This is a genomic window from Mycoplasmatota bacterium, from assembly GCA_018394295.1.
Lineage (GTDB): Bacteria > Bacillota_I > Bacilli_A > Haloplasmatales > Haloplasmataceae > JAENYC01.
This window is the reverse complement of the sequence record CP074573.1, coordinates 1,584,691-1,611,663: the sequence shown is the minus strand read 5'-3', so window position 1 is coordinate 1,611,663 and position 26,973 is coordinate 1,584,691. Positions and strand designations below refer to the sequence as shown.

Genomic DNA, 26,973 nt, shown 5'->3' with positions numbered 1-26,973 from the left:
TTATAAGTAAATTCTATCTTGATTTAAAGATGAATAATTTAGATAGTTATGATATAATTTAATAAAAGGAGGGAAAATTATGTTTATAATTGTTAAGGAATATGAAAGTGGTGTTAAGTTTAGATTTGGGAAGTTTGTAAAACAACTAGAACCGGGTATTCGGTTAGTGATCCCTATTATCCATGAGTACAAAAAAATTGATTTAAGAACGATTACTCAGGATGTACCACAGCAAAAGTGTATAACAAAAGATAATGTAACCATTACGATTAATGCAGTTGTGTATTACCGTGTTTTTGATGCAAAAAAGGCAGTACTTGAAGTTAAAGATTGTTACTTTGCTGTTGCACAACTTGCTCAAACAACTTTAAGAAACTCTATAGGTGGCGTTAAGTTAGATGATTTATTATCAAACTTAAAAGTTATTTCAAAAGAAATTAAAGATATTGTTGATAAAGAAACCGATCCATGGGGAATTAAAGTTGAAAAAATAGAGATTAAAGATATTAAAATTCCAGAAGATATGGAACGAGTAATTGCGCGTGTTGCTGAAGCTGAACGTGAGAAAAATGCAATTATCGTTAAATCTCAAGGAGAAGTAGAAGCAGCAGAAAAATTAGCGATGGCAGCACAAATAATATCAAAACAACCAGGTGCAATGCATTTAAGAACATTGTCAACCTTAAGTGATTTGTCATCAGATAAATCAAACACTATGATTTTTGCAGTTCCTTTAGAAATACTAAAATCATTTGAATCCAAAAATAATGATAAAATAAGTGATATTGTAAATTCTGTCGTAAAAAGTTTAAATAAGTAGGAAACAGGTAGGCTATGGAATATACTTACAGAAAACACATATTTTTTATAGCGAAACTATTACCTTATTATGCTGGAGTAAGTGCTATTATATTTATTTTATCTTTAATCAATGAAGCTTGGATACTGTCAATTTTTATGGGATTCATATTTGTTTATTCTATTGTTATGACATAATTTTATAAAAAATTTACTACAACGAAGCTTTCAATAAATGGTAAAGGTATAGAATTTTGTAATTATAAAAAAGATATATTTATTCAATTCGAAGACATCAAGTATATAAATACAACTAGTGTATCTAAATTAGGTGATTTTTTTTCAATTCTTTCAACTTATAATGAAAAAGTGACAGTAACAATTCCGTTAAAAAACATTGGAGAGTTCGTAAAGATATTACGTGAAAAACTGCTTGAAAATAATAAAAATGATATTGCTAATGATCCTAAATTATTTAAGTTCTATCAATTATCAGTATATGCTGATGATAGCTTCAGAAGGTTGTTATATTTATGGCCTATCGGTTTGATTTATATCATAGGTTCATTTGTACTGCAATTACATTATCAATTGTGTATCATGAATCATTATTTATTATTCCATTTATATTACCTATTTTTATTTTTTTAATAGGTTATTTGATTCTTGAACTACTAGTATATGGAAAAAGAATTAAAAAGGAAATGGATTCAAATACTTGGGAATATCCTACTAGGAATACTAATAAAGAGAAAAAGGTTTTCAATAAATTAATTATGCTTTCGATAAGTGTTTATGTTGTAATATTAATATTAGTATATATAGTTTAAAATTGATCCTTGTTTTTTATTTAAATAAAATAACATTTATAATATATCTAAATAATTAAAAATGCAGCTTTTTTTAGAAAAAGCTGCATTTATTTTTTTTAATCATAATAAATAGAAATTAGCGGATTATCCTGAAAAATAATCTCATCTGTGGATCCTTTGCGAAGTGCTAGATTAAATCCATAATCAAACATATATTCTATTTTAGGACCAAAAGGTGTAAAGTACCTATACCTTGTAAATCCTTGAACGATTTCTTTGTATTCTTCACCAGCGTATCCATCAAGTTTCGTCGCAGTTACTATTAATTTAGAACCATAATTTGTTTTTTGAATAAAAAATAATGGGAACTTTCCTTCAATAGTTAAAGTGTTATTATCATTTTTGTAAAGTTCAAAGCCCATTTTTTCATCGATAGCAGGATAACCGATTCGTTCTTCATTAAACACGATATTATGAAATTTATTAACATTTTTATATTCCATTTTATAGTACTGATTTAAATTATCACCTGAATAGTTAATGACACTTTTCTTTGAAGTATTGAGTTTTAGATTAATTCTATCATAAGGGCTGTTATAGGTTAAAGTTGAAACTTCAGAATACTCAAATTCTATATTATCGTTACTATTTAGAAAATAACCTTTAACAATAGGTTCAGTTGTAGATTTTCCATTGTTCTCTTTAGTTCTTATCACTTCAAATAGAGTTTTCTCACCATCTGACCCGGTAATTTTAGATGTTAATGTAACCCTAGATAAAGAGTTGTTAGTGAAATTATAATGATTTATATTTGAAACATCCTCAATCATATCTAAATCTATATCTATAATATAATTATCTTGTACACTTGTGAAGGAGTTTTCTTCATAAGTATTATTGATTTCTTTTTTAATACTAAAGTACTCATATTCCAAACCTACACTACCTTTATATTCAATATTACTACTACTTAATATTAATACGTGTAAAATCTGACCAATGGAATTATAGTTGATTTCAATTTCTGTTTTTAAATAAGCACTAAACTCTTTACTTTCTTGAAATATACCATTGGACCATTGTTCGTTTGTGAAATTATGGAGTTCTTCATAAACATTAAATTGAAGACTATTCTTTGATTTTTCAATATTTTCTAGCTTAGGACAACTATTTACATATTGAGAAGTGTAAATTAGGTTATCATATTCATCATAAAATGAACATGCAATTACAGGTGGTGTTTCATGCTTGTCAATAAATTTTATTTGAGCCTCACCAATTATAAATAATAACATAATAAAAGTTAGGAGTGTGAATCCCTTTAATAGAATAAGTCCTTTGTTTGTTATATGAAATTTATTTTTTAAAATATAAAATAGACACATGATACTTAATAGTGTAACAAAAGATAAAAATAAATAAATAGTAGCATGTTTTATTACCATATTAGTTTTATTGAATCTTGGTAAATTCATCATTACAATAGATGTTATGAATAGTATGATTGTGATAAATAGTATAATTAAAATAAATTTTTTTGGTTTATTCATTCTCTTTCCTTTCATAGTAAATTTTTGATAAAAATTTACTATGAATCAACAGCGAAACACCTTAAGTAATCGGTAGGTATTATTTTTTTTATAAATAACTTTTTTAATAAAATCAGTAGGTACTGAGTTATTAAAAGGTACATACAGAACAGAAAGATGAACTGTTGAAGTAATCTTAATAATACATAATGAAGGTAGAAAATAAAATATAGTTAATATAAAGGGAATAAGAAGAGATATTAAAATTAGTCCAACAATGCCAGTAACAGGTGTATAACTAATAAAATAAAATTCAATTTTACATAAACTAAAAATCTGTTTTAAGAAGAAGACAATAATCGTAATGAATAAAGTGATATAAAACGAATTTGATTTAATATTTGCACTCATCCTATCTTCCCTCCTTAATAACAGCTTTTTTAATTATTATAACATTATTTAATAATAATCAATAGTTAGGTATGATGTTTTTATGAAAAAAGAAGTCGATGAATCCTTGATACGCTAACAATAATAAATCAAAAAACTATGATAATCAAAAAACGATTACCATAGTTTTTTATATAGTAGATTAAGTACTTATAAAATTATTTATTTTTCTTATCAAGAAGTATTATAATCTCAGCTAATCCTAAAAAGAAAGCATGGAAAATTAAACTAGATAAAAATACCGCAATTATAGCTAAGGGTGATGATAATAGAACAGTTAGTATTAACCCAGCAAAAATTGATAACGCTAAATATCCCCATGCTATAACTTTTAAATATGTCGCTATATAATTCTTATTTTTATTCATGTACTCATATGAATAGCGTGCATTATTTTTATATGAAATACTGTTAGTATTATCAGTATTGGTGATGATTTCTTCGCCAATTCTAAGAATTGTATAATATTGATTTTCATCTCTTTCATTTGAAATGAAAACAATTTCGTTATAATTGGTTAAATATTTCTTATAGTTGATTCCTGAAAACTCGAATATTGTATCGTCAATATAAGGTTTATATTTGTAAATTGTTCTAGATTTTTTAATAGTGTATTCACCCTTATCAAAAAGGGTTTGGTAATCATTTGCTTCCATCATTTAATCTCCTTTTCTATAATCACATTAATAATTATAACATATGAATTATCTTATTATAAGTAAATAAATATGTTATATTTGAATGGTTTATGATTTCATTTTTTAATATTTAGAAATATCCTGTTTATTCATTAATTATGTGGATTTTTTATATTTTTATGAAACATATACCTAGTGTTTATTTCATAACGTAAATATCGATATATATTTATCCAAAAATTATATATAATAAATATAAGATTAGTAATTAAAAATGATTTTGGAGGTGATTTCTTGAAGAGAATACTACTAACTGGCGCTACTGGATCAATTGGAGTCCAAGCATTAAGAGAATTATGTGAGAGAAAAAACCTTTACGAAACCATCATATTTGATAAAAAGACTGACCTATCAGTAAAAACATTAGAACCCTTTAAAAAATATATTAAGATTATATATGGTGATATAAGAGATAAACAGACATTAATTGAAGCTGTAAAAGAGGTTGATTTTGTGCTTCATTTTGCAGCAGTTATTCCACCTCTTGCTGATTATAATCAAAAACTTGCCTATGAAGTTAATGTTAATGGGACTAAAAACTTGGTATTAGCACTTAAAGAATATTCTCCAAATGCATTTCTTTTATATTCTTCATCTGTATCAGTATATGGTGATCGTTTAGAAGGAGAAGATATTCACATTAATGATCCCCTTATTCCTAGTGTTGGAGATTACTACGCTGAAACAAAAATAAAAGCTGAAAAGATAGTAAGTGAATCTGGACTAAGATATTCAATATTTAGATTATCAGGTGTTATGGGACCACGTCCTGGACAAGATAATAAAAAAATAGACCCAATATTTTTTCATATGCCTTTAAGGACGAGAATTGAAATTGTGACAACTAGAGATGTTGGATACGGAGTTGTAAAAGCAATTGAAAAAGAAGAAGAACTTAATGGAAATATATATAATTTTGCTGGAGGTAAAAAATGTCAAATTATATATTATAATTTCTTAAAAAGAGTATTCGGTGAATTAGGGATAAATATCGATCATTTTCCTAAATATTCTTTTGCTGAACAAAATTTTCATTGTGGATATTATAAAGATTCAGATGTACTTAATGATATTCTTCATTTTCAAAGAGATGATATTGATAGTTATTTTGAATGGACAAAACCAAAAGTAAATCCATTAACAAAGTTATTTTATAGAATTTTTAGTCGTGTAATAACCAAAAAGTTAGCTAAAGAATCAGATGTATTAAATGCGATGAAACATAATAATAAACATTTGATTAAAAGATTTTTTAGAGAATATCTAAATTAGTTAATAACATTACAATAGATTATTTAGAAAATGCACCTAAACTTTATCATAGGTTACTATGAACTTAGAATAGGTGCATTTTATATTTAATTATTAAACTATTAATTATTTAATGGAGTTAATACATTATTACCGAATGTATTATTTGTAATATGTTGATTATATATTTCATTCAGTAAATCTGTGTTAAAAGACATATCTGTCCAATTTCCTGTTTGATTATCTGTTGTTGATGAATTATTAGAGATTCCAAACGTTCCATTTGAGATATTATCTAATGTAAAATCGGTATATACTAGTACTGGGGTTGGAATACTGATATTTAATGAATAGTTTGTATCCCCAATATTGTAACTATACCCAAATTGATGTTTGCACTGTTCATAAAGTATTGATTATAATTAGATAATTCTTTGAACATTAAGGTCATTCTAACTAATATTTCTTCGTTAGATAAACCTGAGGATAAAGAACTCATCCAAATATCTCCTTGATCAAAACATCCTAAATCATTAGTACTTACATTAACAAGTAAACGAGCCACTTCTTCAAATCTTAAATAGTTTCCTGATCCATCTACCATAATAGTAAAATTACTTGTACTTGAGTTTTCAAGTGCATTTATTCTGTTTGTTAATTCAGTAATTTTAGCTTGCAATTCAGAATTATCTTGACTTTCTAAAGCATTTAAAGCTGTTTCTAATTCAGTAATTTTAGCTTGCAATTGAGAATTGTCTTGGCTTTTTAAAGCATTTAAAGCTGTTTCTAATTCAGTAATTTCAGCTTGTAATTCAGAATCATTAGTACCTTCATCAGATTCTAAATCATCAATTAGTTTACTTACTTTTTCAAGTAAAGCATCTTCATCATAATTTTCATTTGAGGCTATATCTCTTTTTAAACCAGTGAGAGTTTCACCTACAACAAAACCAGATCCTAGTAGTATTAAAAACAATTACGATTCCTGATAATTTTAGTGATTTTCCCATCTATTCTCCTCCAATAATTAGTTTACTAACTAACTATACATTATTTGCTTAAAATATGTAATCGATTACTTGAAAAAATTACCAAAAAGTATAGATGAAAAAAAACTTATGAAATTATGGTAATAGATACAGCTAATTGTACACAAAAAAATTGTTAACGGTTGAATTCAATTATATGTATTATAACCTTAGTTAAATAAATTATCAGATTACACTCCAATATTTTGGGTAAAGTTTTTTAATTTCCTTTTAATTCAATATAAATATTAACTTTTTTTCATATCTTATATTAAGATATGAAGGTGAGTAACATGAATACAAGAAGTAAATTTTTTATAATGATCATGCTTTCTATTATATGGTTATTGTTTTCAATTTTAATATCAATTAACTGGCTTAGAGATTTATCGAAAATTTTTGGTTTAACTTTAAGTATTATAATTGTTAGTGGAATTGCTTATATACCAGGTTACATCTGTATGAACTTATTGTATTCACTAATTTTAATTGATAAGAATCGGTATTTAAGTAATTATCAGGAAATATTATTAAATCATTTTCCTAATTTTGTTGTAACAATTTTAATACCTGTTCATAATGAAGAAAAAACTATCTATAAAGTATTAGAATCGATTAATAATCAAATCTATAACGGAAAAATTACTGTAATCGTCATTGACAACAATAGTACCGATCGAACAAATCAAAAAGTTTATGAGGCAATACGCAAATTTAATTTACCAATAAAATTAATTCATGAGTCTAAAAAAGGAAAAAACCATGCTTTAAATGAAGGGTTGAAGCATGTTAGAACGAAACATTTTATAACACTTGATGCAGACACCTATCTACACAAAAATGCGATTAGTTTTATTGTTGAACGAATGTTAATAAGTAATTTATTAAATAATGTTGTCGCAATTGCTGGGTCTGTACTAGTCTTTAATGATACTGATAGTATTATAACGCGTATCCAAAAGTATGATTATTTACTGAGTATCAATAGTGTAAAAAGAATGCAAGGTTTATTTCATTCCACACTTGTTGCTCAAGGTGCATTTAGTATATATAAAACAAAAGAGATAAAAAAAATAGATGGATGGAATGATTGTATAGGAGAAGACATTGTATTAACATGGTTATTATTAGAGAAAGGATTTTGCGTGTTGTTTGAACCTAGAGCGATTTCTTATACATGTGTACCAAAAACACTCAAAGCATTTATCATTCAACGAGTTAGATGGGCTAGAGGTATGATTGAAGGATTAAAACATGTATTTCCCTTAAAACAAGGAAACATTTATTCTAAGTATTTAACATCTATTGATTTAGTGATACCCTATATCGATATTAGTTATCTATTATTTTTCCTACCAGGTGTTATTTTAGCTTTTATGGGTAAATTTTATATTGTTGGATTTTTAACATTGTTAGTTATACCAATTACAGTATTCAGTCACTTCATGATGTATCATATAGAAAAAAGAGAAGTACTAAAACCCTTAAATATACATTTGAAGTTATATTTTTGGGAATATATTATATTCATTCTCAGCTTCCAAAGTTTAAATTCATTTTCATCGATTATTGGATATATACAAGAATTATTTAATTTTAAAAGAAGATGGAAATAATAGAATTTTATTTGTTAATAATTATTGAATTATTAATTAACTTCAGATTCTTTATATTGTAGAATATGAACCTTTCGTATATAATGAAACTATAGGTATATTTAATAGATATAAATAGTTTTTACGAAATTGAAGTATTATTATATATAATTGAGATTGGAGTTGATTTGATGTCAAAAATAACAGGAATAGGCGGTGTCTTTTTAAATATTAGTGGTGATACCAAAAAATTATTAAAATGGTATAATGATGTCTTAGGTTTGAATATTACTGAATATGGAATTAACTTTCTAGCACCTAACAAACTAACACTAATCACCTTTGATAATAAAGAACATGGGAATTCTTTCTTAAATTTTACAGTTGATAATCTCGATCATTATATGGAAACACTAAAAGCTAAAGGGGTTAAAATTATTCAGGAAATAAGTGTATTTGAATATGGAAAATTCGCTCAAATTGAAGATATTCTTGGAAACCGTGTTGAATTATGGGAACCATTTGAAGAGGAGTATATCAAAATGGTTGAAAAAGAAATAACAGATTTTAATAAAATAAATCATGATGACAAAAAATAAAATGATAAATTATTAATTCTTTCAACAATTTTCTATTAAAAATGCTTATAATAGGAGTATAATTTAATTGAGAAAAAAATTATTTAATATAGGGAGGACTTATTATGGCTGATATTAAATTTGAAATTAAAAAATCTATAGGAGTACTTTCTGAAAGTAGTAAGGGTTGGACAAAAGAACTTAATTTAGTAAGTTGGAATGATAAAGAACCTAAATATGATTTAAGAGAATGGAATCCAGAACATAATAGAATGGGGAAGGGAATTACATTAACAATTGATGAATTAAAAAGGATTAAAGAATTATTAGATACATTAGATTTATAATTATAAAAAAATAAACTAAAAAAGATTGTGTAGTCTATGCCTTTTAGGCTCTCACAATCTTTTTTAATTTAAAGAATTAATCGATGTAATAATTTAAATTATTAAACCCAATATAATTAAAAATTGAGCTAAAATATAGGTGCTCATTACATATACATCATTATATTTTTTATGTTGTTTAAATAAATCGAATGCAAGAATCGTATCTGATAGTAAAAAGCATAAAGAACCAATAAAGGTTAGTAGGAAAGATAAGAAAGGCACACTAAACATTCGAGTTAGACTAGTAAAACTCATTATAATTATGATACTCATATATATTGTTGTTGGTATTTTCATTAATTTAATTACAGGAAACAATTGTTTTAATATATATATACCTAATAATAGATAAGGTATCAGAAAAATATAAAAATGGTAGGGGACAGTATTTAAATATTGAGTACTATTTAGAAATACCAGAATGTAGAAGATATGTCCAGTTAAAAATGCTAAAAGGCCAATTAATAAAAAAGATTGTTTAGAAGCCCATAATAAAAACACATCTCCTAAAAATCCACATACTAATGCGATAATAATATAGTAATTAGGGTTTGATACACTAAATAAATAATAAAGAAGCAGTAAAGGCATTAACAAAGGTTTTGTAATTTGTCTACCTTGTTTATAATTTTTTATTTCAAACGTTAGATGAAGAAATGAGATTAGAATAAAAACAATTAAAACAAACCATTTACTTATCAAATAAACCACCCCTATTTAGAAATTTAAATATTAGTATTTTAATTTTATTATAAAGCAGTTATAATAAAATTAGTGTAAAACTAATACAGACTAATTTTTAATAAAATTAGCAAAAAAACAGACTAGAAACACTATTATACTTAAATCATTTGATAAATTGAATAATTATATTATAACATAAATATATTATATAAATTATGGAAATATGGTTTAAAAGATATTTTTTTCATTATAATTGTATTCAATAGACTATAAATATATCCTAAGAAAAATCTATTTTAAAAAAAGAAAGATTCTAATATAAAAATACTACATACTATTCCATTATAAAGGCTAGGTGATAATTATGAATATTCTATTAATCGTTATCGGTTCTTTTCTTGTTATTGTAGGCGGATTAATTTGGCGTTATAAAATATTAGAAATTGTTCCCGGATATATTGAGGAAACAATAAAGGATAAAAAAGGTTTAGCTAAATGGATAGGGATTAATTATATCATCATGGGGCTCCTTATTGTGATTAATTCAATTATTTGTTTAATGATTAAACAAAAAGATGAGATTGTAAGTGTCATTGTCTTTACTGGAATTCTCTGTTTTTTTATTATAATTATTTCATTAGGTGGGAATCGATATAAAAAATAAATAGTGATTTAGATAGGCAAAGTGTGTAATATACTTTGCTTTTTATATCGTATTAAAGTTTAATAATTGAAGAGAATATGATATTATATAATAAATTAAGTTTTTGGAGGAAATATGAGAATTATTAGAAAATTACGTGTTGTTTTTAGTTTTGTTGTGGTTGTAGTATTATTTGGTTGTAATGAAGCTATGACAAGTAAAACAGAACAAACAACTAGTGAAAATACAACAACAGGACAAAATAGTGATCCTATGGATTTAGAAATACATTTTATTGATGTAGGACAAGCAGATAGTATATATATTAAATTACCAAATGATGAGCATGTGTTAATTGATGCTGGTAATAATTCAGATGGAGATTTAGTTGTTGATTATTTAGAAGATAGAGGTGTTGTAACCCTTAATCATGTTATTGGTACTCATCCACATGAAGACCATATTGGAGGACTAGATGATGTGATTAATCATTTTAATATTGAAGATGTTTATTTACCAAATAAATCAGCAACTACTAAAACTTTTGAAGATGTATTAACAGCGATTGATGCCAAAAATTTAACGATAACAAGGGCTAAAAAAGGAGTAACATTATTTGGTGAACAAATTAATGATAAACTTTTAGAAGCAGTGATGTTATCTCCAATTAGTGAAAGTTATTCTGAAACAAATGATTATTCCCCAGTTATTAAATTAACTTATGGAGATACTGCTTATATATTTACAGGCGATGCTGAAACAGAGGTTGAAGAAGAAATTCTTGATGGTGGTGCTGATTTACACGCAGATGTTTTAAAATTAGGACATCATGGTTCAATTACTTCTACTAGTGAAGCTTTTTTAAATGCGATTTCACCAACAATTGGGATAATTTCTGTTGGAGAAGGCAATAAATATGGACATCCTAATCAAGAAATTATCGATCGATTAATGAATAATAATGTTCAAGTTTATCGAACAGATGAAGCGGGAACAATCATAGTAAAATCAAATGGTACTAAAATCGAAGTTGGTACAAAAAATTCCACCTACCAACCTAATCCTGTTGAGACAACTACTGAGGATAATGATGTAACAACAACAACTGAAGAAATTAATGAAATAACTGTAGTAATTAATGAAGTACTACCTGCCCCTAAAACAGTCTACACAAAAGAATGGATTGAATTATATAATACAACATCATCTAATATTGATATTAGTGGGTATATATTAGATGATATTGAAGATGCTGGTAGTAAACCATATACCATTCCTGAAGGAACTATAATAGAAGCCAATAAATTTTATATAATTGAATTTTCTAGAATGTTTAATAATGAGGAAAGTGATGATGTTAGATTATTAAATTCAGATGGCGTTTTAATTGATAGTTTTACCTATAGTAATACAGAAATTGATTCATCATGGTATCGTATAACTAACGGTGGTCCTTGGAGTGATTCACCTACTGATAACCCAACGCCAAATGAGTCAAATTAAGGAGATATTTATGGCTGAAGAAAAAAAATATTGTATTGTAGACCGTTTTGAAAAGAATTATGCGGTAATTGAATTTGAAAAAGAAACATTCAATATTCCTAAAGTGTTACTTCCATCTGAAGTAAAAGAAGGGGATATAATTGATATAACTATCACTATAAATGATAAGAAAACTGAGGATAGAAAAAAGCGTATTGAAGATTTAAGTAAAAAATTATTTAAAAATTAATAAGATATAGAAAAAGAACTGATCATTATAATCAGTTCTTTTTGTTTTATTTATTAGTATAAACATCTTTAATAGTTTAAATAATTAGCGATTGTACTTACGTCCTTATCACCACGACCTGATAAATTAATTACAACAATCTTGTCCTTCGATAATTTTGGAACAAGTTTCATCGCAAAGGCAATGGCATGTGAACTCTCTATTGCAGGGATTATACCTTCTTTTTTACTTAAATAAGTAAATGCATTAACGGCTTCTTTATCCGTAATACTAACATACTCTACACGTTTTGTTTGAAATAAGTGAGCGTGTTCTGGTCCTACACTGGGGTAATCCAGTCCTGCTGAAATTGAGTAAACTGGTTCTACTTCACCAGTTTCATTTTGAATTACAATTGTTTTCATTCCATGTACAATTCCTACTTTACCTTTAGCTAAAGTAGCTGCATGCATTTTAGTATTTAGTCCATGACCTGCTGCTTCAACTCCATATAATTTTATTGCTTTGTCATCTAGAAACTCAGCAAATAAACCCATGGAATTACTTCCACCACCCACACAAGCGATTAAGTAATCAGGTAATCGATGTTCTTTTTCTAATATCTGTCTTTTTACTTCTTGTCCAATCACTTTTTGAAATTCTCTGACAATCGTTGGATAAGGATGAGGTCCCACAACAGAACCTAATACATAAAAATAATCATCTAAATTATTAATCCAAAAAGAAATTGCTTCATCTACAGCATCTTTAAGTGTTCTTGTACCAGATGTGACAGACTTAACTTTAGCACCTAGTAGTTTCATTCTCATTAAATTGAGTTTTTGTCTCTCAACATCTTCAGCTCCTTGGAAAACAAGACATTCCATCCCAAACATAGCTGCAGCAGTTGCAGTAGCTACACCATGTTGGCCAGCACCAGTCTCAGCAACAATTTTTGTTTTTCCCATTCTTTTTGCTAATAAGATTTGTCCAATGACATTGTTTATTTTATGAGCACCAGTATGATTTAAATCTTCTCTTTTTAGATATACTTTTGCGCCGCCTAACTCCTCTGTCATATTTTTCGCATAGTATAAAGGATTTTCACGTCCGACATACTCTTTTAGATAATAATTATATTCTTTTATAAATGATTCATCTTTTAATGCTTTGTTAAAAGCAATTTCTAAATTATTTAGGGCATTTTTTACTGGTTGGGACACAAATTGTCCTCCAAATTCACCAAATTGTAAATTCTTAATTATCATGATATGTTCCTCCTTGAATATTTTTATTTATGGATGTTGATTATGTTTTTAAGACTATTCAAGGAAAACCAGCCTGAATGATTAGCAAATAATTAATTTTGCCAAAGATAACCTCGTATTATTATTGTTTGGGGTAGGTTATACATGTTTATCAATTCCCTTCTTATGATTTAAGAAATAAAAAAAAGACACTTCATCACTAGGACGAAGTGCCGTTATACCACCCAATGTGTACTCCCCTATAACGTGGGAAACGCCGGCTTAAGGCTACTATTAATTCACCTTGCATCTCATGAACCCATTCAAAAACAATACTTGTGTCAACTTCACACCAACATCGACTCTCTGTAACAATTTTTGTTTTCTACTATTTTCAATCAATGATTTTTGCATATTTTGTATGCATAATATTATATCTAAAACCTATTAAGATGTCAACTAAATTATGAGTTAGTTGGGGATATTAAAATGTTTTGCGATAAAATAAATACTATCTTTTCTGTTATTTTTAAACCATTGAATTAATAATGAGGTAAGTCCACCAATTGCGAAATGAGCAGTATATGGTTTAGATATATTTGAAGATAGACCCATATCAATAATAGAAAACATATCGATAAGTAAGGATGTCCATGTCGAATAAAGTAATTGTGTTTTATCTAAATCAATAATTAACTGAATGATTTCTGGATTTCTATCCCAGTATTGAAAGAAGAAATTGATTTTCCCAGAAATATCTTTATTGTATAGGGTTAAATCATAGGTTTTATTTAGAAGTTCTAATAAATCTAATGTTTGGCTTTTAAGTTTGGTTTTCAAAATATCATCTTTGGAATAAAAATGTCTGTAAAACGTGGTTCTCCCCACACCTGATTTTTTAATAATCATACTGATTGAAATATGATGATAATTGTATTTCTTCAATAATAAATTTAATGCTTCATAGACAAATTCTTTGGTGTTATGAATTCTTAAATCTTCTTTATTTCGGAACAAATAAATCACCTCTGTTTCAAAAAAGTTTTGGTTAGTTGACTAGTCTTTTTCCTAATTATAATATATATAATGTAGTGTGACAAGAAAAAAAGGATAGAGGTGAATTATTGTGAAAGTCTTTTCTCAATTAATTACAAAAAGATCAAAGATTGTACTCACTATTTTTTTACTCTTATTTATTGGTGCTTTATTATTGATTCCGAAAGTTGGAATTAATGATAATAAAGCAGATTATTTATCAGAACAGTCTGAAACGAAAAAAGGTATTGTGATTTTAGAAACTGAATTTTCAAGTGTAAAACTAAATAGAAACGCGAAAGTACTTGTTAAAAATAAACAAATAGATGAAATATTAGTTATAAAAAATCAAATTGCGCAAATAAATGGGATTGGAAAGGTAATATGGCTTGATGATATCGTTGATTTAACACAAACACCAATTGAATATATTCCAGTTGAAATAGCAAGAAATTATTTAAATGGGATAGATGCATTATTAGATATAACATTTATAGAAGATGTTGATAGTGATTTATCAAAAGAAGCGATTAACTCAATCAATGATTTATTAGAAGATGATGGGGCTGGGGTTGGATTTACTTCAAGAAGTGTCATGGAAGTGGGGAACACAGCAACAATTATCGCAATTATTCTAATGATTATTATTATCATTTTATTTACGGAGTCATTTTTCTCATCAATTTTAATGTTAATCACGCTAGGGGTTGCGATAGTATTAAACCTAGGTACAAATATTGTATTTGGTGAAATATCTGATATTTCTTATATTGCTGCAGCAGTTATACAATTAGCAGTATCTATCGATTACTCATTAATATTTATGAAAAATCTTAAAGCTGCAAGAGAAAAATTTGATACAATTGAAGAAGCAATCAATGTTGCGACTAAAACATCATTTAGAACCATATTAGCTGGTGCTACAACAACCATTGCAGGTTTTCTAGCACTTGGTGTGATGAGTTATCAAATAGGAGCGGAACTTGGTTTTGTTTTAGCAAAAGGGGTATTGTTTAGTTTAATTTCTGTTAATATCTTATTACCAGCATTAATGAAGATAAGTATAAAGTGGGTTGATAAAACGAAACATAGACCTTGGCTACCTTCAATTAATTGGTTAAGTAAAATAATTAATGGAAAAGTTTCAATCATTATGTTATTCCTGCTAATAACATTAACTGTCATTGGTTATTATGGTCAGTCGCAAAATGAATTTACATATTCAGATAACCAAGTAGAATATACTGAGATTGAGAATGAAATAGTTGAAAAATTTGGTGAAAATAACCAGTTTGTGTTAATTGTCCCGAAAGGACAAAAAGAAAATGAAATGGAACTAATAGGTACAATTACACAATTAGAAAATGTTAAATCTGTTTCTAATTTAAATTTATTTGTAAATACATTTATTGGACCTAATACACCAGATGATTTTATACCAGAATCTGTAAAGCAACAATTTATAAGTGAAAACTATTCACTCATTATGATTACCATGGATTTAGAGAAAGAATCAAAAACAACCTTCGAAGCAATTGAAAATATTAGAGAAGGTGCTAATCAATTCTTTGATGAATCATATTTAGTAGGAGAATCATCAGTAATATATGATGTAAAAAATAATGTTGAGAGAGATTATTTAGCAGTTATCATCATTTCAATTGTTGCTGTTGGGTTAATCATTTTATTCACCTTTAAATCAATTACGATTCCAATCTTATTATTATTAGTAATACAAACTGCGATATGGATTAATATGGCTATTCCTCATTATCAAGGGGTTACACTTTCTTTCTTAGGTTATATTCTAATTAGTTCAATACAATTAGGTGCAACAATTGATTATGCGATTATCATTACAGAAAATTATGAAGAAGAACGAAAACTTCATAATCCAAAAAAAGCAGCTAAGATAGCTTTTAAGAATTCATCACAATCTATAATTATATCTATGATGGCTTTAGTAGTAGCTGGATTATCATTAGCTCTTATAATGGAAATGGATTTAATTAAGGAACTCGGATTGTTAATTAGTCGAGGAACAATTATCAGTGGTGTATTATCATTGTTGATATTACCTCAACTACTAATTTTATTTGATAAAGTAATTCAGAGAACCACTTTAAAAAGAGAAGCAAAATAAATATATTAAAGTGAAGATGAGTATATGAAAATAAATTCGCTAAAAGAATAGAAATAATGGAAATAAATTCCATAAGTTATTTTACATGAGAAATATTTTGTGATAATATTGAATTGAGATAAAAGAATAGGGGATTAATAAAGATCAGTATATTTTTTTATTTTAAATATGTTGTAGAATTGAATAAATAATCATTATAATTTATTAGTTTAATTGGAGGCATTATGAAAAAATTACTAGTTTTTATAATTGGAGTGATGATAGTCATGAGTTTGAATGCATGTAAAAAAGAAGAACAATCGAAAGAGAATACTACAGAAAAAATTGCTGAGACAACTACAGAAAAAATGGTCACTACGGAGCCAGAGCCTTATCTAGGTGAAAACGTTGAATATCTCACTTATGAAGAACATACCATTGTTCACGTAACAGAAAATCTAGTTCAAGGTATATTGGGAGACCTATATTACGATTCAGGGAGTTTAATATTAAAAGAAGGAAGTTTAACAGGAACTTATACTTCTCCTATTATTAATACTAAAACATTTGATGAATTAGTAGGTTCTTGGAATGCAATAACTCCAGGTAAATCAAATATTGAATTGAAAATTCAAGTGAGACAAAATAATGAATGGTCACAATGGTTTACTTATGGTAGATGGGGATTTGGTAAATATAATGGAAGTATATCAAATCAACAAGATGATATTGCAAGAATGTCAATTGATACTATTAAACTTAAAAATAGTTTAGGTGCTGATGCTTTTAAATATCAAATTAGTTTAACAAGAAAGAAAGCAGAAGATGAGAGCCCTCAATTGAAATTAGTTGCTGCAACAATGAAATTTACGAATGATGTGATTGAAACAATTGATTTAACAGAATTGAATTGGAAAACAGATATTGAAGTACCTGTTCATTCACAAATGATTGTACCAACTATTGGAAATATTATTTGTAGTCCAACATCTTTAACGATGTTACTAAATTATTATGGTATTGATTATACGCCAAGTGAAACCGCTGCAAAAGCAAAAGATATTGGCGCTAATATCTATGGAAATTGGAGTTATAATGTAGCTGTAGCTGGTGCTTTAGATTTAGAAGGGTATGTGTCAAGACTTTCAAGTATTGATGAGTTAAAGCTCCTAATTGCGAAAGGAAATCCAGTTGCTGTATCCGTTACGGTTAAAGATTCATCACAGTTAGACGGGTTACCATTAAAAAGTGATGGGGAAAGTGTTATGACTTATCCTGGTGGTCACTTACTTGTTGTCCGAGGGTTTAAAGAAGTTGACGGTATTGACTATGTTATTGTTAATGACCCAGCAGCAAGATCTGATGACAAGGTAAATCGTTTATATAAATTAGATCAATTCGCCAATATATGGAAACATTATGTTTATGTTGTAAAAGAAAAAACCATAAATAATTAAGTAAATAAATACATTTAGAGAAGATTAAGTGATATTATACCTATATAGTAGACACTAAATAAAAAGGTGTTGGCTATGTAGGTATTTTATTTTATAATAAATTTAGATAACTAAGGGAGATGTACTAATGAAGAAGAAATTAAGAATTAAAGATTATATAAAAAAACATAGAGATGAATTAGAAAAGAATCCCTATGTTAGGAAAGTTGGTAAGACAATCCAATATGCACCTGAATTTAAAATTAAAGCAGTTGAGTTAAAGAAAAAGGGAGTATCTATAAGAGAAATATTTGAAAGTCATGGATTACCCTATAAAGAACCTAAAAGTAATACTTACATAACAAACTGGACTAAACAATATGAAGAAAAGGGAAAAGAATCATTTTTTAATGAATCAAGAGGTCGTAATATAAATGGTAAATCAGGAAGACCAAAGAAAGAAGCAATAACAGCTGATGAAAAAGTATTAATACAGGAGAAAATAATAGAAGCGCAAAGGCAGGAGATTGAAGCATTAAAAAAGCAATTATGGCAAGGAAGGAAGGTGAAAATAAAAGAAAATAAATATGTTCCAACTCAATTAGTATTTCAATTTATCGATGATTTAAAAACTAAAATTAATGTACCAATACAAACATTATGTAAATATTTTAATGTATCAAGATCTGGTTATTATAAATGGATTAAATCTGCTAACAAGAGAAGACAAAGAGAGTTACAAGACAAATCAGATTTTAAATTAATAAGTGATTTGTGGGTAAAAAATAAAGAATTTGGATATCAAAGAATTACAATGCATCTAAGAAATGATTTAGGTGTAGTAATGAACCCTAAAAAAGTTTATCGTTTAATGAAAAAGAATGGTATACGTTCTACAGTAAGGATTAAAAATCCCTATAAACATTTAAAAGACTCATATAAAAATCATCATACATTTGAAAATGTATTAGATAGAAATTTTGATGTTGATGAACCTGGTACAGTATTCGCGACTGATATCACATACTTAATTTTTAATGGTTATCGATATTATTTATCTGTAATTAAGGATCTTTGTACACGTGAAATTGTAGCTTGGAAAGTATCTCAAAATCTAAGTCTAGATTTATCGTTAGATGTAATTAATCAACTTGTTGAAAGATATGGAGAAGAAAATCTAAAAAATACCTTAATCCATTCAGACCAGGGTTTACATTATACTAATTCAATGTATGTAAATAAACTAAAGGAATTAAATATTATTCAATCTATGTCACGTAAAGGTAATTGTCTAGATAACGCAAAAATGGAGACATTTTTTGGACATTTCAAAGACGAGTGTGAGTATTATGATGCTACTGATATTAAATCATTGAGGTTTATATTAAATGATTATATGAATTATTATAATCATAAGCGTTATCAATGGACATTAAAAAAGATGGCCCCTGCGCAATACAGAAGCCATCTACTAGCAGCATAAAATATTAATATATTAACTTTTTTGTTTCTGTCTACTTGACAGGTATAAGTTCATAAGTTCTTCTCTTTTTTTATTATCAAATTATATAGTTACTCTCTGACAAAATAATCAGAAGATGAAATGATTAAAAACGGATTTATCTAAATATATTTAATAAAAACTAATTATATATTGATAGTTAAACTCATTTTTCGACATATTACAGTTATTAGAAAATATATAATTTATATAGCGCTTAATGTCAAGGTAGTTGTCGCATATTTTTAATTTTTTTAAGAAGATTTTGTTTCTTCTTTTTTCAAAATTGATGATTTTTCTGGGTTTAACCAAACAATGTTTTCCACACTCCAATTTCTTATGTTTCTCGACCATCTTTCTGGGTGTTTAAGTTGTGCTTGTTCATAGACTTTAATTCGCTTTTTTAATATTTTATTAGATAAACCGGAATGCCTTTGGTGTGGAGTTAAATATTTTATCCCACTATGAAGATGTTCATAGTTATACCAGTTTATAAACTGTAATGTCCAAGTTCTTGCTTGTTTAATAGTCTCAAAGCCCTTATCTGGGTAACCTGGACAATATTTGAATGTTTTAAATATAGACTCCGCATAAGGATTATCATTACTTACTCTAGGTCTACTATTTGATGGAGTAATACCTAGTTGATAAAGGGTCTCTAAAAGAGTGGCTCCTTTCATCGGACTTCCATTGTCAGAATGAAGCACTAAAGGTTTTTTATGTAAAAGTATATTTTCTGCTAATACTGCTCTTTTAACTAATTCACTAGCGTGTTGAGCAGATTGTTCAGACCATATTTTCTGTGATATAATTCCTGATGATCATGGCGATACATTTGATACATCAACAGAAAATCTTACTACTTCCGTATATAATGGGATGATTTCTCCATCTGGTGATATTGATTATTTTAATTTCACAATAACAGAAACAACTACGATTGCTTTATACACTGTATCTAATTTAGATACAATTGGGTATTTATATGATAGTTCAGGGAATGAAATTCATATGAGTGATGATACAAATTATGGAATGGATTTCTTTATCGAAATTACTTTAAATCCAGGTCTTTATTATCTTAAAGTATCGGATTATGGTAGTGATTATGGCAATTATATGTTATATTTTGAATTAATTGCATAACCTTTAAAATAATTAAAGCGCAAGAATAATTGTCTTGCGCTTTTATTCAAACTTGTTATTCATCTACCCTTAGCATATTGATAGGTTAAGATTGGACATATGGTTTTAAAAAATAAAAAACCCTTTAGATTTTTTATCTAAAGGATTTTTACTTTAAGCAGTAATTTCTTCTTCTTGTACAGGTTCTGATACACTATAAAGTATAAAAACAAATATATTAAATATTACATATAAACTAATAAATACTTTCAAAAAATGGATAGATAATGGGAAGAAAGACTCTAATAAAATATTAAGTAATAATAAACTGGTTTGAATACATATAAATGCTTGTAGGTCTCGTTTATTAATTTCATTTTTTAATTTTACAATAATGATAATTAATAAAATCAAAATTAAAGTTGTGTTAAAAATACCACCAATAATAGGCGTCCACTTAATATTATTAGTTAATAGATTTACTACAGTTATAATGAGGGCTAATAATGCTCCACCTAAATTTAAATCATGTAATCGAATTGATTTAAAAGAAGTAAAAATAGCTAATTCTTTTTGAAATAATTTTTTCAAGATACATCCTCCTTTATAATTGCATATTTACTATAGTTTATTACAATAATATTAATTTTTTTGTATATATATGTCAATATTTTCAATTATTTTTTAATTATATTATTTTTTTAATAAGTAAAATATAGAAAAGTATTGTAAATAATAATTATTTAATTTTTGATGAGATGTTTACTAAAATAATGAATATATTAATTTTATATTTTTTATTAAAATTTAGGTGGATTTGCATAGTATATTAGTAAATACAAAAAATAAGATTAAATAATATAAGAAAAGGAGAGAGACATGAAAGTACGTGAATATAATAAGGATTCAAAGGTTTATTATTCAGCTAATGATCGATTTGTTAAAAAAATAAATGATGATATCTATGAAGTATATCATATTAGTAATATAGAAGATGGTTATGTGTTAAATGTAACAGCGATTAATTTAAGTGATAATTTAGATATTAATCATTATTTAAAAAACTGTGGATTAAAGTATATTGAAGAAGAAAACAAGATTGTTCAAAGACATGATGAAAACAAAGTAGTTTCTAGTGATAACGAGTTGGTTAAATATATATTAGCTGACAAGTTAATTAAATCAGGTGCTTTTTCAAATGTGAATCAATTTGAATTCGAAAACGCTAAGGATTTAAATGAAATTATTTTAGAACATAATATTCCTCATCGTTTTAATAATGCTACCTTACACTCATTATAAAATTATGCCATAGATGAAAAATCTATGGCTTTTAAATATATTTTATGAAGTCGCTAGAAAAAGATGGAATTATTAGTTATAATGTAAAAAATAGCTTATTGAAAATAAAGGAGTAGGGTATGAATAAAAGAAAAAAAGTCTCTATTGTTGGAGCTGGTTTTACTGGTGCTACGACTGCTTTTATGATTGCACAAAAAGAGTTAGCGGATGTTGTTTTAGTTGACATACCTGATAAAGTAAAATCTACTAAAGGAAAAGCTTTAGATATGTGTGAAGCTGCTCCAGTATTAGGTTTTGATACAAAAGTAAAGGGTACTTCAAATTATGAAGATACTTTAGATTCAGATATTGTCATAATTACAGCTGGAATTCCACGGAAGCCGGGGATGAGCCGTGATGAATTAGTATCGATAAATTCACATATCATGAAAAGTGTGACGAAACAAATTATAAAATATTCGCCAAACTGTATAATTATAGTGCTCTCAAATCCAGTTGATGTAATGACTTATACGGTTTTTAAAACATCAGGTTTCCCTAAAAACCGTATTTTAGGACAATCTGGTGTTTTAGATACCGCTCGTTTTAGAAGTTTTGTCGCTGATGAATTAAATATTTCTGTTAAAGATGTATCAGGTGTTGTTTTAGGTGGACATGGAGATAATATGGTACCACTTATTCGGTATTCTTATGCTGGTGGAATACCACTAGAAAATTTAATTGAAAAACAAAAATTAAATGAAATTGTTGAAAGAACAAGAAAAGGTGGCGGAGAAATCGTTAATTTATTAGGAAATGGTAGTGCGTATTATGCACCTAGTGCTGCCCTTTTAGAAATGACAGAAGCAATTATTAAAGATCGAAGACGTATTATTCCTGCGATAGCATATCTAGAGGGAGAATATGGATATGATGATATTTATTTAGGAGTTCCAGTAATAATTGGAGGGAATGGTGTAATGAAAGTTATTGAGTTGGATTTAACCAATAATGAAAAATTATTATTAGATAAATCAGTAGCTTCTGTTTTATCTATCATAGAACAATCTAAAAGAGCTTAGGCTCTTTTTTTATTGAAATATTATCCAAAATATGTTTTATATACCAGTTTGTTTATTATAAAATTTATATTCCATAATAATAATGTAGAATAAAATTCCTAAACGGAGGAGAACATGAAAGTAAAATTAATCTTTTTTACAATGCTTTTTTTATTGATTGTTGGACTATCAAGTCAAACAAAAGCAGAAGATAATCAAATGAATCAAAGAATATATATATATAAAGAGTATGCCTTAATCACTGATATCCCTTGGTATATGATAGCAGCGATTGACCAATATGAAAGAAATACAAAAAACTATCGGTCATATTGTCCTAAAGAAGATGAAGTTATTTCAATCTGTTTTGAACCAAAAGTTTGGAGTGGGATCAATAATCCCATTAAAGAGGACTCAAATCTTTATCGAATTGAATTATTTAATGGCATGGGTGTTGATGGAGATAATGATGGAGTTGCAAATCGTTTAAATACATATGACAGATTAACTGCGATGGTTAATTATATTAACTTATATGGTGTTACAGAGGATAAAATTAAAGAATCTCTAATAAATTATTATAAGAGTGAAAAAGGTGTAAAGATTATATTTGAAATTGCTCAATTATTTCAGCACTACCAAACAATTGACTTATCAAAGAGAGTTCATCCAATTCCGAGAGGTTATGAAGCAAGTATGGTCAATAATTATGGAGGGACAAGGTCTTATGGAGGGCTAAGGGCGCATGAAGGAGTTGATATATTTGCGCATTACGGTACCCCAGTTGTTTCAACTGCTTATGGAATAATAGAAATAAAAGGTTGGAATAAATATGGAGGATATCGAATAGGAATACGGGATATTTATAATACTTATGAGTTCTATGCTCATTTACGAGGATATGCTAAGAACATCAATGAAGGTGACTTTGTGGAACCTGGTCAAGTAATTGGCTATGTGGGTTCTACTGGATATGGTAAAGAAGGAACAAGCGGGAAATTTCCCCCTCATTTACATTTTGGCTTTTATAAATATGATGGTAGAAAAGAATGGAGTTTTAATCCCTATTCTTATTTAAGAAAATGGAAAAGAATTCGATTACATTAAAGACCTTAAATATTAGGTCTTTTCTTTTATAAAGACTTGACAGATAAGGTAATATTTGGTTTCATATAAATAACTATTGATATATTAGGAGAAGACTATGGATTTAAATAACATGTATTTTATCGGTGGGTCACCTTGTTGTGGGAAAAGTACAATTAGTGAAAAATTAGCTGAAAAATATGGTTTTTACTATTATAAGGTTGATGATTATTATGAGCAACATATGAAAGAAGGAGCTAAAAGAGGTTACTCTATGATGTCGAAATTATCTAAACTTAGTTGGGATGATATTTTTTCAAGAGATATTAATACACAAGTAAATGAAGAATTGCTGTATTATAAAGAAGAGTTAAATTTGATCATAGAAGATCTTGAAAAATTAGATTGTGAGAAACCCATTATTGTAGAAGGAGCTGCGATTTTACCTGAATTTATTGAAAAAATGAATATAAAGAAAAATAAAAGTATATTCATGGTCCCAACGCCCTCATTTCAAATTAATCATTATCGAAAAAGAGAGTGGAGACATTGGATTTTGAACCAATGTAAGAGTCCTGATAAAGCCTTTGGGAATTGGATGAAACGCGATATTGAATTCGCTAAAGTAATAATAAAAGAAGCTAGAAAAAATTATCGTAATTTTATTATTGTTGATGAAGATCAATCGTTAGAGACTAATTTTAAAAAGGTTGAGAAGTTCTTTAATTTAGGATAAATCGTATAAAATAAAAAAGGATTACTAATTTAATCTTTAACTATGGATAATAATGTAGTACAATATAATAAATTAAATTATGAGGTGACATAATGAATAAGGAAACTATCGAGTTATTTAAAACATTAACTTGTTTACATGGAACATCAGGTTATGAGCATGATGTAAGAAAATTTATGAAAGAACAATTACAAAAATACTCTGATGAAATTATTCAAGATAAGTTAGGGAGTATTTTTGGTATTAAAAAAGGTATAACTAACGGACCTAGAATTATGGTTGCTGGCCATATGGATGAAGTAGGATTCATGGTTACAAAGATAACTAAAAATGGGATGCTTAAATTTCAAACACTAGGTGGTTGGTCACCATACGTGTTACAGTCTCAAAAATTAGTGGTTCATTCGAAAAAAGGTCCTATTTATGGAATTATTGCTTCAACACCCCCACATCTAGGTGGAGGAGATAAACCAGATGTAAAAAAAATGTTGATTGATATTGGTGCAGATAGTAGCGACCATGCCAAAGAATTAGGAATTGAACCAGGTGTGTTTGCAACACCACATATGGACTTTACTCTTACGGCAGATAAGAAAAAAATTATCGCAAAAGCATGGGATGATCGTTATGGATGTGGTCTCGCAATTGAATTATTAAAAGAATTAAAGGATGAAAAATTACCAAACACCCTATTTTGTGGTGCAACCGTTCAAGAGGAAGTTGGTACTCGAGGTGCTCAGACAGCTGCAAATATGATTAAACCAGATATATTTTTCGCTTTAGATGCATCTCCAGCAAATGACATAACTGGTGACAAAACACAATTTGGTCAACTTGGAAAAGGTGTTTTATTAAGAATTCATGATAGATCATATATAACCCATCGTGGTATGCGTGAATTCATGTTAGATATGGCTGAAACACATCATATACCTTATCAATATTTTGTATCACCTGGTGGTACAGATGCTGGAAAAGTTCATGTTTCTGGTGAAGGGGTACCATCAATATTAGTTGGAATTTGTGCGCGATATATCCATTCTCATACCTCTATGATTCATATGGATGACTATGCTGCCGCAAAAGAAATGTTGACTAAATTAGTGAAATCCCTAGATCAAACCACCTATAACACGATTATCGAAAATGTCTAATCTAAAAATTGTTGTTGGGTCATCAAATAAAGTTAAAGTTAATGCGATAAAAAATATATTCGCTAATTATGAAGTTGTTGGTATTGCGGTTAAAAGTAAAGTCTCAGACCAACCTATTAGCGATGAGGAAACTATTAGAGGGGCACTAAATCGTGCATTAGGAGCAAAACGTTTTGGAGATATTGGAATTGGATTAGAAGGTGGTGTTCAACAAACCTCTTTTGGAATGTTAGTGGTTAATTATGGTGTTTTAGTAGATGAAAAAAGCCAGGTTTATCTTGCAGGTGGGTCACGATTTTTATTACCTAACGAAGTTTCGAAAGATATTTATAAAGGTAAAGAACTAGGTGATATCATGGATCAATATGCAAATAAACGGAATGTAAAACATGATGAAGGAGCTGTGGGTATTTTCACGAATAATTTTGTGAAACGAACTGAAATATTTGAACACATTGGATTACTATTATATGGTCAAATGGTCTCAGGCAAAAATAATATTAATATAAACAATAATAGGTGAAAAAATGATAAAATTACAATCAATTGAACAATTCAAAGAACTTAAAAAAAAGCACACTGTTTTTCTATTTTCTGCAAAATGGTGTCCTGACTGTCGAGTTATTGAACCCTTTTTAAATGAATTAGAAACAATATATTCAAACATGGAATTTGTCTATGTTGACCGTGATGAATTTATCGATTTATGTATTGAAAACAATATTTACGGTATACCTAGTTTCTTAGTTTTTAATGAAGATGAATTACTGGGCTCATTTGTTAGTAAATTTAGAAAAACAAAGCAAGAGATTATAGATTTTTTAGAAACAGTGAAGTAAAGTTATTAGAATCAATCTTTCTTATTAGAAAAATTGATTCTTTTTTTTGTATTTATTAAAAGATATAAAGAAAAATTTATATTTGTATCTGTTTTAAATCAGTCAATAAACTAGAATCAGACATTTCTTTATAAATTAAACTATAATTTGAAACTTTTAATTGTTTTATATGAGTTAAATAACG

29 protein-coding genes are annotated in these 26,973 nt (G+C 27.5%); 20 read left to right on the top strand and 9 right to left on the bottom strand.

Features of this window, described 5'->3' with window-relative positions; translation table 11 throughout:
• The first annotated feature begins 79 nt into the window (after nt 1-79).
• Together KHQ81_07495 and KHQ81_07490 are read left to right on the top strand one after the other, a co-directional pair.
• Nucleotides 80-820, top strand: coding sequence for a slipin family protein (locus KHQ81_07495; protein QVK16761.1), 741 nt, complete (start codon nt 80-82; stop codon nt 818-820).
• Between the two features lie 511 nt (nt 821-1,331).
• On the top strand, nt 1,332-1,628 hold the full coding sequence (locus tag KHQ81_07490; protein ID QVK16760.1) for a hypothetical protein: 297 nt from the start codon (nt 1,332-1,334) through the stop codon (nt 1,626-1,628).
• Nucleotides 1,629-1,726: 98 nt separating this feature from the next.
• Here KHQ81_07490 and KHQ81_07485 read toward each other — a convergent pair whose 3' ends face one another.
• From KHQ81_07485 to KHQ81_07475, 3 genes are all read right to left on the bottom strand, one after another.
• A complete protein-coding gene (locus KHQ81_07485; GenBank protein QVK16759.1) occupies nt 1,727-3,160 on the bottom strand; it encodes a hypothetical protein in 1,434 nt (477 codons plus the stop codon).
• A gap of 45 nt (nt 3,161-3,205) precedes the next feature.
• Entirely contained in the window at nt 3,206-3,550 is a 345-nt protein-coding gene (locus tag KHQ81_07480) for a hypothetical protein (GenBank protein QVK16758.1), read from the bottom strand.
• Nucleotides 3,551-3,747: 197 nt separating this feature from the next.
• On the bottom strand, nt 3,748-4,248 hold the full coding sequence (locus KHQ81_07475; protein ID QVK16757.1) for a hypothetical protein: 501 nt from the start codon (nt 4,246-4,248) through the stop codon (nt 3,748-3,750).
• A gap of 273 nt (nt 4,249-4,521) precedes the next feature.
• On the opposite strand from KHQ81_07475, the gene KHQ81_07470 reads away from it, so the two are divergent.
• Nucleotides 4,522-5,559 carry an NAD(P)-dependent oxidoreductase gene (locus KHQ81_07470; protein ID QVK16756.1) on the top strand — a complete coding sequence of 346 codons (1,038 nt, stop codon included), beginning with the start codon at nt 4,522-4,524 and terminating at the stop codon, nt 5,557-5,559.
• A gap of 322 nt (nt 5,560-5,881) precedes the next feature.
• Here KHQ81_07470 and KHQ81_07465 read toward each other — a convergent pair whose 3' ends face one another.
• Nucleotides 5,882-6,514: a hypothetical protein gene (locus KHQ81_07465; protein QVK16755.1), complete on the bottom strand. Its 633-nt coding sequence runs from the start codon at nt 6,512-6,514 to the stop codon at nt 5,882-5,884.
• 345 nt (nt 6,515-6,859) lie between these two features.
• On the opposite strand from KHQ81_07465, the gene KHQ81_07460 reads away from it, so the two are divergent.
• The 3 genes from KHQ81_07460 (at nt 6,860) to KHQ81_07450 (ending at nt 9,086) form a co-directional block, all read left to right on the top strand.
• The gene (locus KHQ81_07460; protein QVK16754.1) at nt 6,860-8,182 is read left to right on the top strand and encodes a glycosyltransferase family 2 protein; all 1,323 of its coding nucleotides are present in this window, start codon (nt 6,860-6,862) and stop codon (nt 8,180-8,182) included.
• A 170-nt stretch (nt 8,183-8,352) separates the two neighbouring features.
• Nucleotides 8,353-8,760 carry a VOC family protein gene (locus tag KHQ81_07455; GenBank protein ID QVK16753.1) on the top strand — a complete coding sequence of 136 codons (408 nt, stop codon included), beginning with the start codon at nt 8,353-8,355 and terminating at the stop codon, nt 8,758-8,760.
• Between the two features lie 104 nt (nt 8,761-8,864).
• A complete protein-coding gene (locus KHQ81_07450) occupies nt 8,865-9,086 on the top strand; it encodes a hypothetical protein (protein QVK16752.1) in 222 nt (73 codons plus the stop codon).
• Nucleotides 9,087-9,179: 93 nt separating this feature from the next.
• Here the strand turns inward: KHQ81_07450 and KHQ81_07445 are convergent, their stop codons facing one another.
• Nucleotides 9,180-9,830: a lysoplasmalogenase gene (locus KHQ81_07445; GenBank protein QVK16751.1), complete on the bottom strand. Its 651-nt coding sequence runs from the start codon at nt 9,828-9,830 to the stop codon at nt 9,180-9,182.
• 346 nt (nt 9,831-10,176) lie between these two features.
• Between KHQ81_07445 and KHQ81_07440 the strand changes: the two genes are divergently transcribed.
• The 3 genes from KHQ81_07440 (at nt 10,177) to KHQ81_07430 (ending at nt 12,187) form a co-directional block, all read left to right on the top strand.
• Entirely contained in the window at nt 10,177-10,476 is a 300-nt protein-coding gene (locus tag KHQ81_07440) for a DUF3784 domain-containing protein (GenBank protein ID QVK16750.1), read from the top strand.
• 114 nt (nt 10,477-10,590) lie between these two features.
• On the top strand, nt 10,591-11,958 hold the full coding sequence (locus KHQ81_07435; protein QVK16749.1) for a lamin tail domain-containing protein: 1,368 nt from the start codon (nt 10,591-10,593) through the stop codon (nt 11,956-11,958).
• Nucleotides 11,959-11,968: 10 nt separating this feature from the next.
• Nucleotides 11,969-12,187 (top strand): DUF3006 domain-containing protein, encoded by a 219-nt coding sequence (locus KHQ81_07430; GenBank protein QVK16748.1) that lies wholly within the window; start codon nt 11,969-11,971, stop codon nt 12,185-12,187.
• 68 nt (nt 12,188-12,255) lie between these two features.
• On the opposite strand, the gene trpB is transcribed toward KHQ81_07430, so the two are convergent.
• Nucleotides 12,256-13,434, bottom strand: coding sequence for a tryptophan synthase subunit beta (gene trpB / locus KHQ81_07425; protein ID QVK16747.1), 1,179 nt, complete (start codon nt 13,432-13,434; stop codon nt 12,256-12,258).
• Between the two features lie 450 nt (nt 13,435-13,884).
• Nucleotides 13,885-14,430: a TetR/AcrR family transcriptional regulator gene (locus KHQ81_07420; protein QVK19504.1), complete on the bottom strand. Its 546-nt coding sequence runs from the start codon at nt 14,428-14,430 to the stop codon at nt 13,885-13,887.
• A 109-nt stretch (nt 14,431-14,539) separates the two neighbouring features.
• Here KHQ81_07420 and KHQ81_07415 point away from each other — a divergent pair, with 109 nt between their 5' ends.
• The 3 genes from KHQ81_07415 to KHQ81_07405 all read left to right on the top strand — a co-directional run bounded on the left by KHQ81_07415 (nt 14,540) and on the right by KHQ81_07405 (nt 19,489).
• Nucleotides 14,540-16,591 (top strand): MMPL family transporter, encoded by a 2,052-nt coding sequence (locus KHQ81_07415; GenBank protein QVK19503.1) that lies wholly within the window; start codon nt 14,540-14,542, stop codon nt 16,589-16,591.
• 224 nt (nt 16,592-16,815) lie between these two features.
• Complete coding sequence (locus KHQ81_07410; GenBank protein QVK19502.1) at nt 16,816-18,027, top strand: C39 family peptidase; 1,212 nt, start codon at nt 16,816-16,818, stop codon at nt 18,025-18,027.
• A 127-nt stretch (nt 18,028-18,154) separates the two neighbouring features.
• The gene (locus KHQ81_07405) at nt 18,155-19,489 is read left to right on the top strand and encodes an IS3 family transposase (protein QVK19501.1); all 1,335 of its coding nucleotides are present in this window, start codon (nt 18,155-18,157) and stop codon (nt 19,487-19,489) included.
• 272 nt (nt 19,490-19,761) lie between these two features.
• Here the strand turns inward: KHQ81_07405 and KHQ81_07400 are convergent, their stop codons facing one another.
• On the bottom strand, nt 19,762-20,319 hold the full coding sequence (locus KHQ81_07400; GenBank protein QVK19588.1) for a transposase family protein: 558 nt from the start codon (nt 20,317-20,319) through the stop codon (nt 19,762-19,764).
• 67 nt (nt 20,320-20,386) lie between these two features.
• Here KHQ81_07400 and KHQ81_07395 point away from each other — a divergent pair, with 67 nt between their 5' ends.
• On the top strand, nt 20,387-20,653 hold the full coding sequence (locus KHQ81_07395; GenBank protein QVK19500.1) for a DVUA0089 family protein: 267 nt from the start codon (nt 20,387-20,389) through the stop codon (nt 20,651-20,653).
• A 153-nt stretch (nt 20,654-20,806) separates the two neighbouring features.
• Here KHQ81_07395 and KHQ81_07390 read toward each other — a convergent pair whose 3' ends face one another.
• Complete coding sequence (locus tag KHQ81_07390; protein QVK19499.1) at nt 20,807-21,223, bottom strand: hypothetical protein; 417 nt, start codon at nt 21,221-21,223, stop codon at nt 20,807-20,809.
• 288 nt (nt 21,224-21,511) lie between these two features.
• Between KHQ81_07390 and KHQ81_07385 the strand changes: the two genes are divergently transcribed.
• The 7 genes from KHQ81_07385 to KHQ81_07355 all read left to right on the top strand — a co-directional run bounded on the left by KHQ81_07385 (nt 21,512) and on the right by KHQ81_07355 (nt 26,789).
• The gene (locus tag KHQ81_07385) at nt 21,512-21,934 is read left to right on the top strand and encodes a hypothetical protein (GenBank protein ID QVK19498.1); all 423 of its coding nucleotides are present in this window, start codon (nt 21,512-21,514) and stop codon (nt 21,932-21,934) included.
• Nucleotides 21,935-22,053: 119 nt separating this feature from the next.
• A complete protein-coding gene (gene mdh, locus KHQ81_07380) occupies nt 22,054-22,995 on the top strand; it encodes a malate dehydrogenase (GenBank protein QVK19497.1) in 942 nt (313 codons plus the stop codon).
• Nucleotides 22,996-23,109: 114 nt separating this feature from the next.
• Entirely contained in the window at nt 23,110-24,081 is a 972-nt protein-coding gene (locus tag KHQ81_07375) for a M23 family metallopeptidase (GenBank protein ID QVK19496.1), read from the top strand.
• A 97-nt stretch (nt 24,082-24,178) separates the two neighbouring features.
• Nucleotides 24,179-24,796 (top strand): hypothetical protein, encoded by a 618-nt coding sequence (locus tag KHQ81_07370; protein ID QVK19495.1) that lies wholly within the window; start codon nt 24,179-24,181, stop codon nt 24,794-24,796.
• 92 nt (nt 24,797-24,888) lie between these two features.
• On the top strand, nt 24,889-25,950 hold the full coding sequence (locus KHQ81_07365) for a M42 family metallopeptidase (protein ID QVK19494.1): 1,062 nt from the start codon (nt 24,889-24,891) through the stop codon (nt 25,948-25,950).
• Nucleotides 25,943-26,473, top strand: coding sequence for a DUF84 family protein (locus KHQ81_07360; protein QVK19493.1), 531 nt, complete (start codon nt 25,943-25,945; stop codon nt 26,471-26,473). Before KHQ81_07365 ends, KHQ81_07360 begins: the two co-directional genes overlap by 8 nt.
• Nucleotides 26,474-26,477: 4 nt before the next feature.
• Nucleotides 26,478-26,789 (top strand): thioredoxin family protein, encoded by a 312-nt coding sequence (locus tag KHQ81_07355; protein ID QVK19492.1) that lies wholly within the window; start codon nt 26,478-26,480, stop codon nt 26,787-26,789.
• Nucleotides 26,790-26,973: the final 184 nt, after the last annotated feature.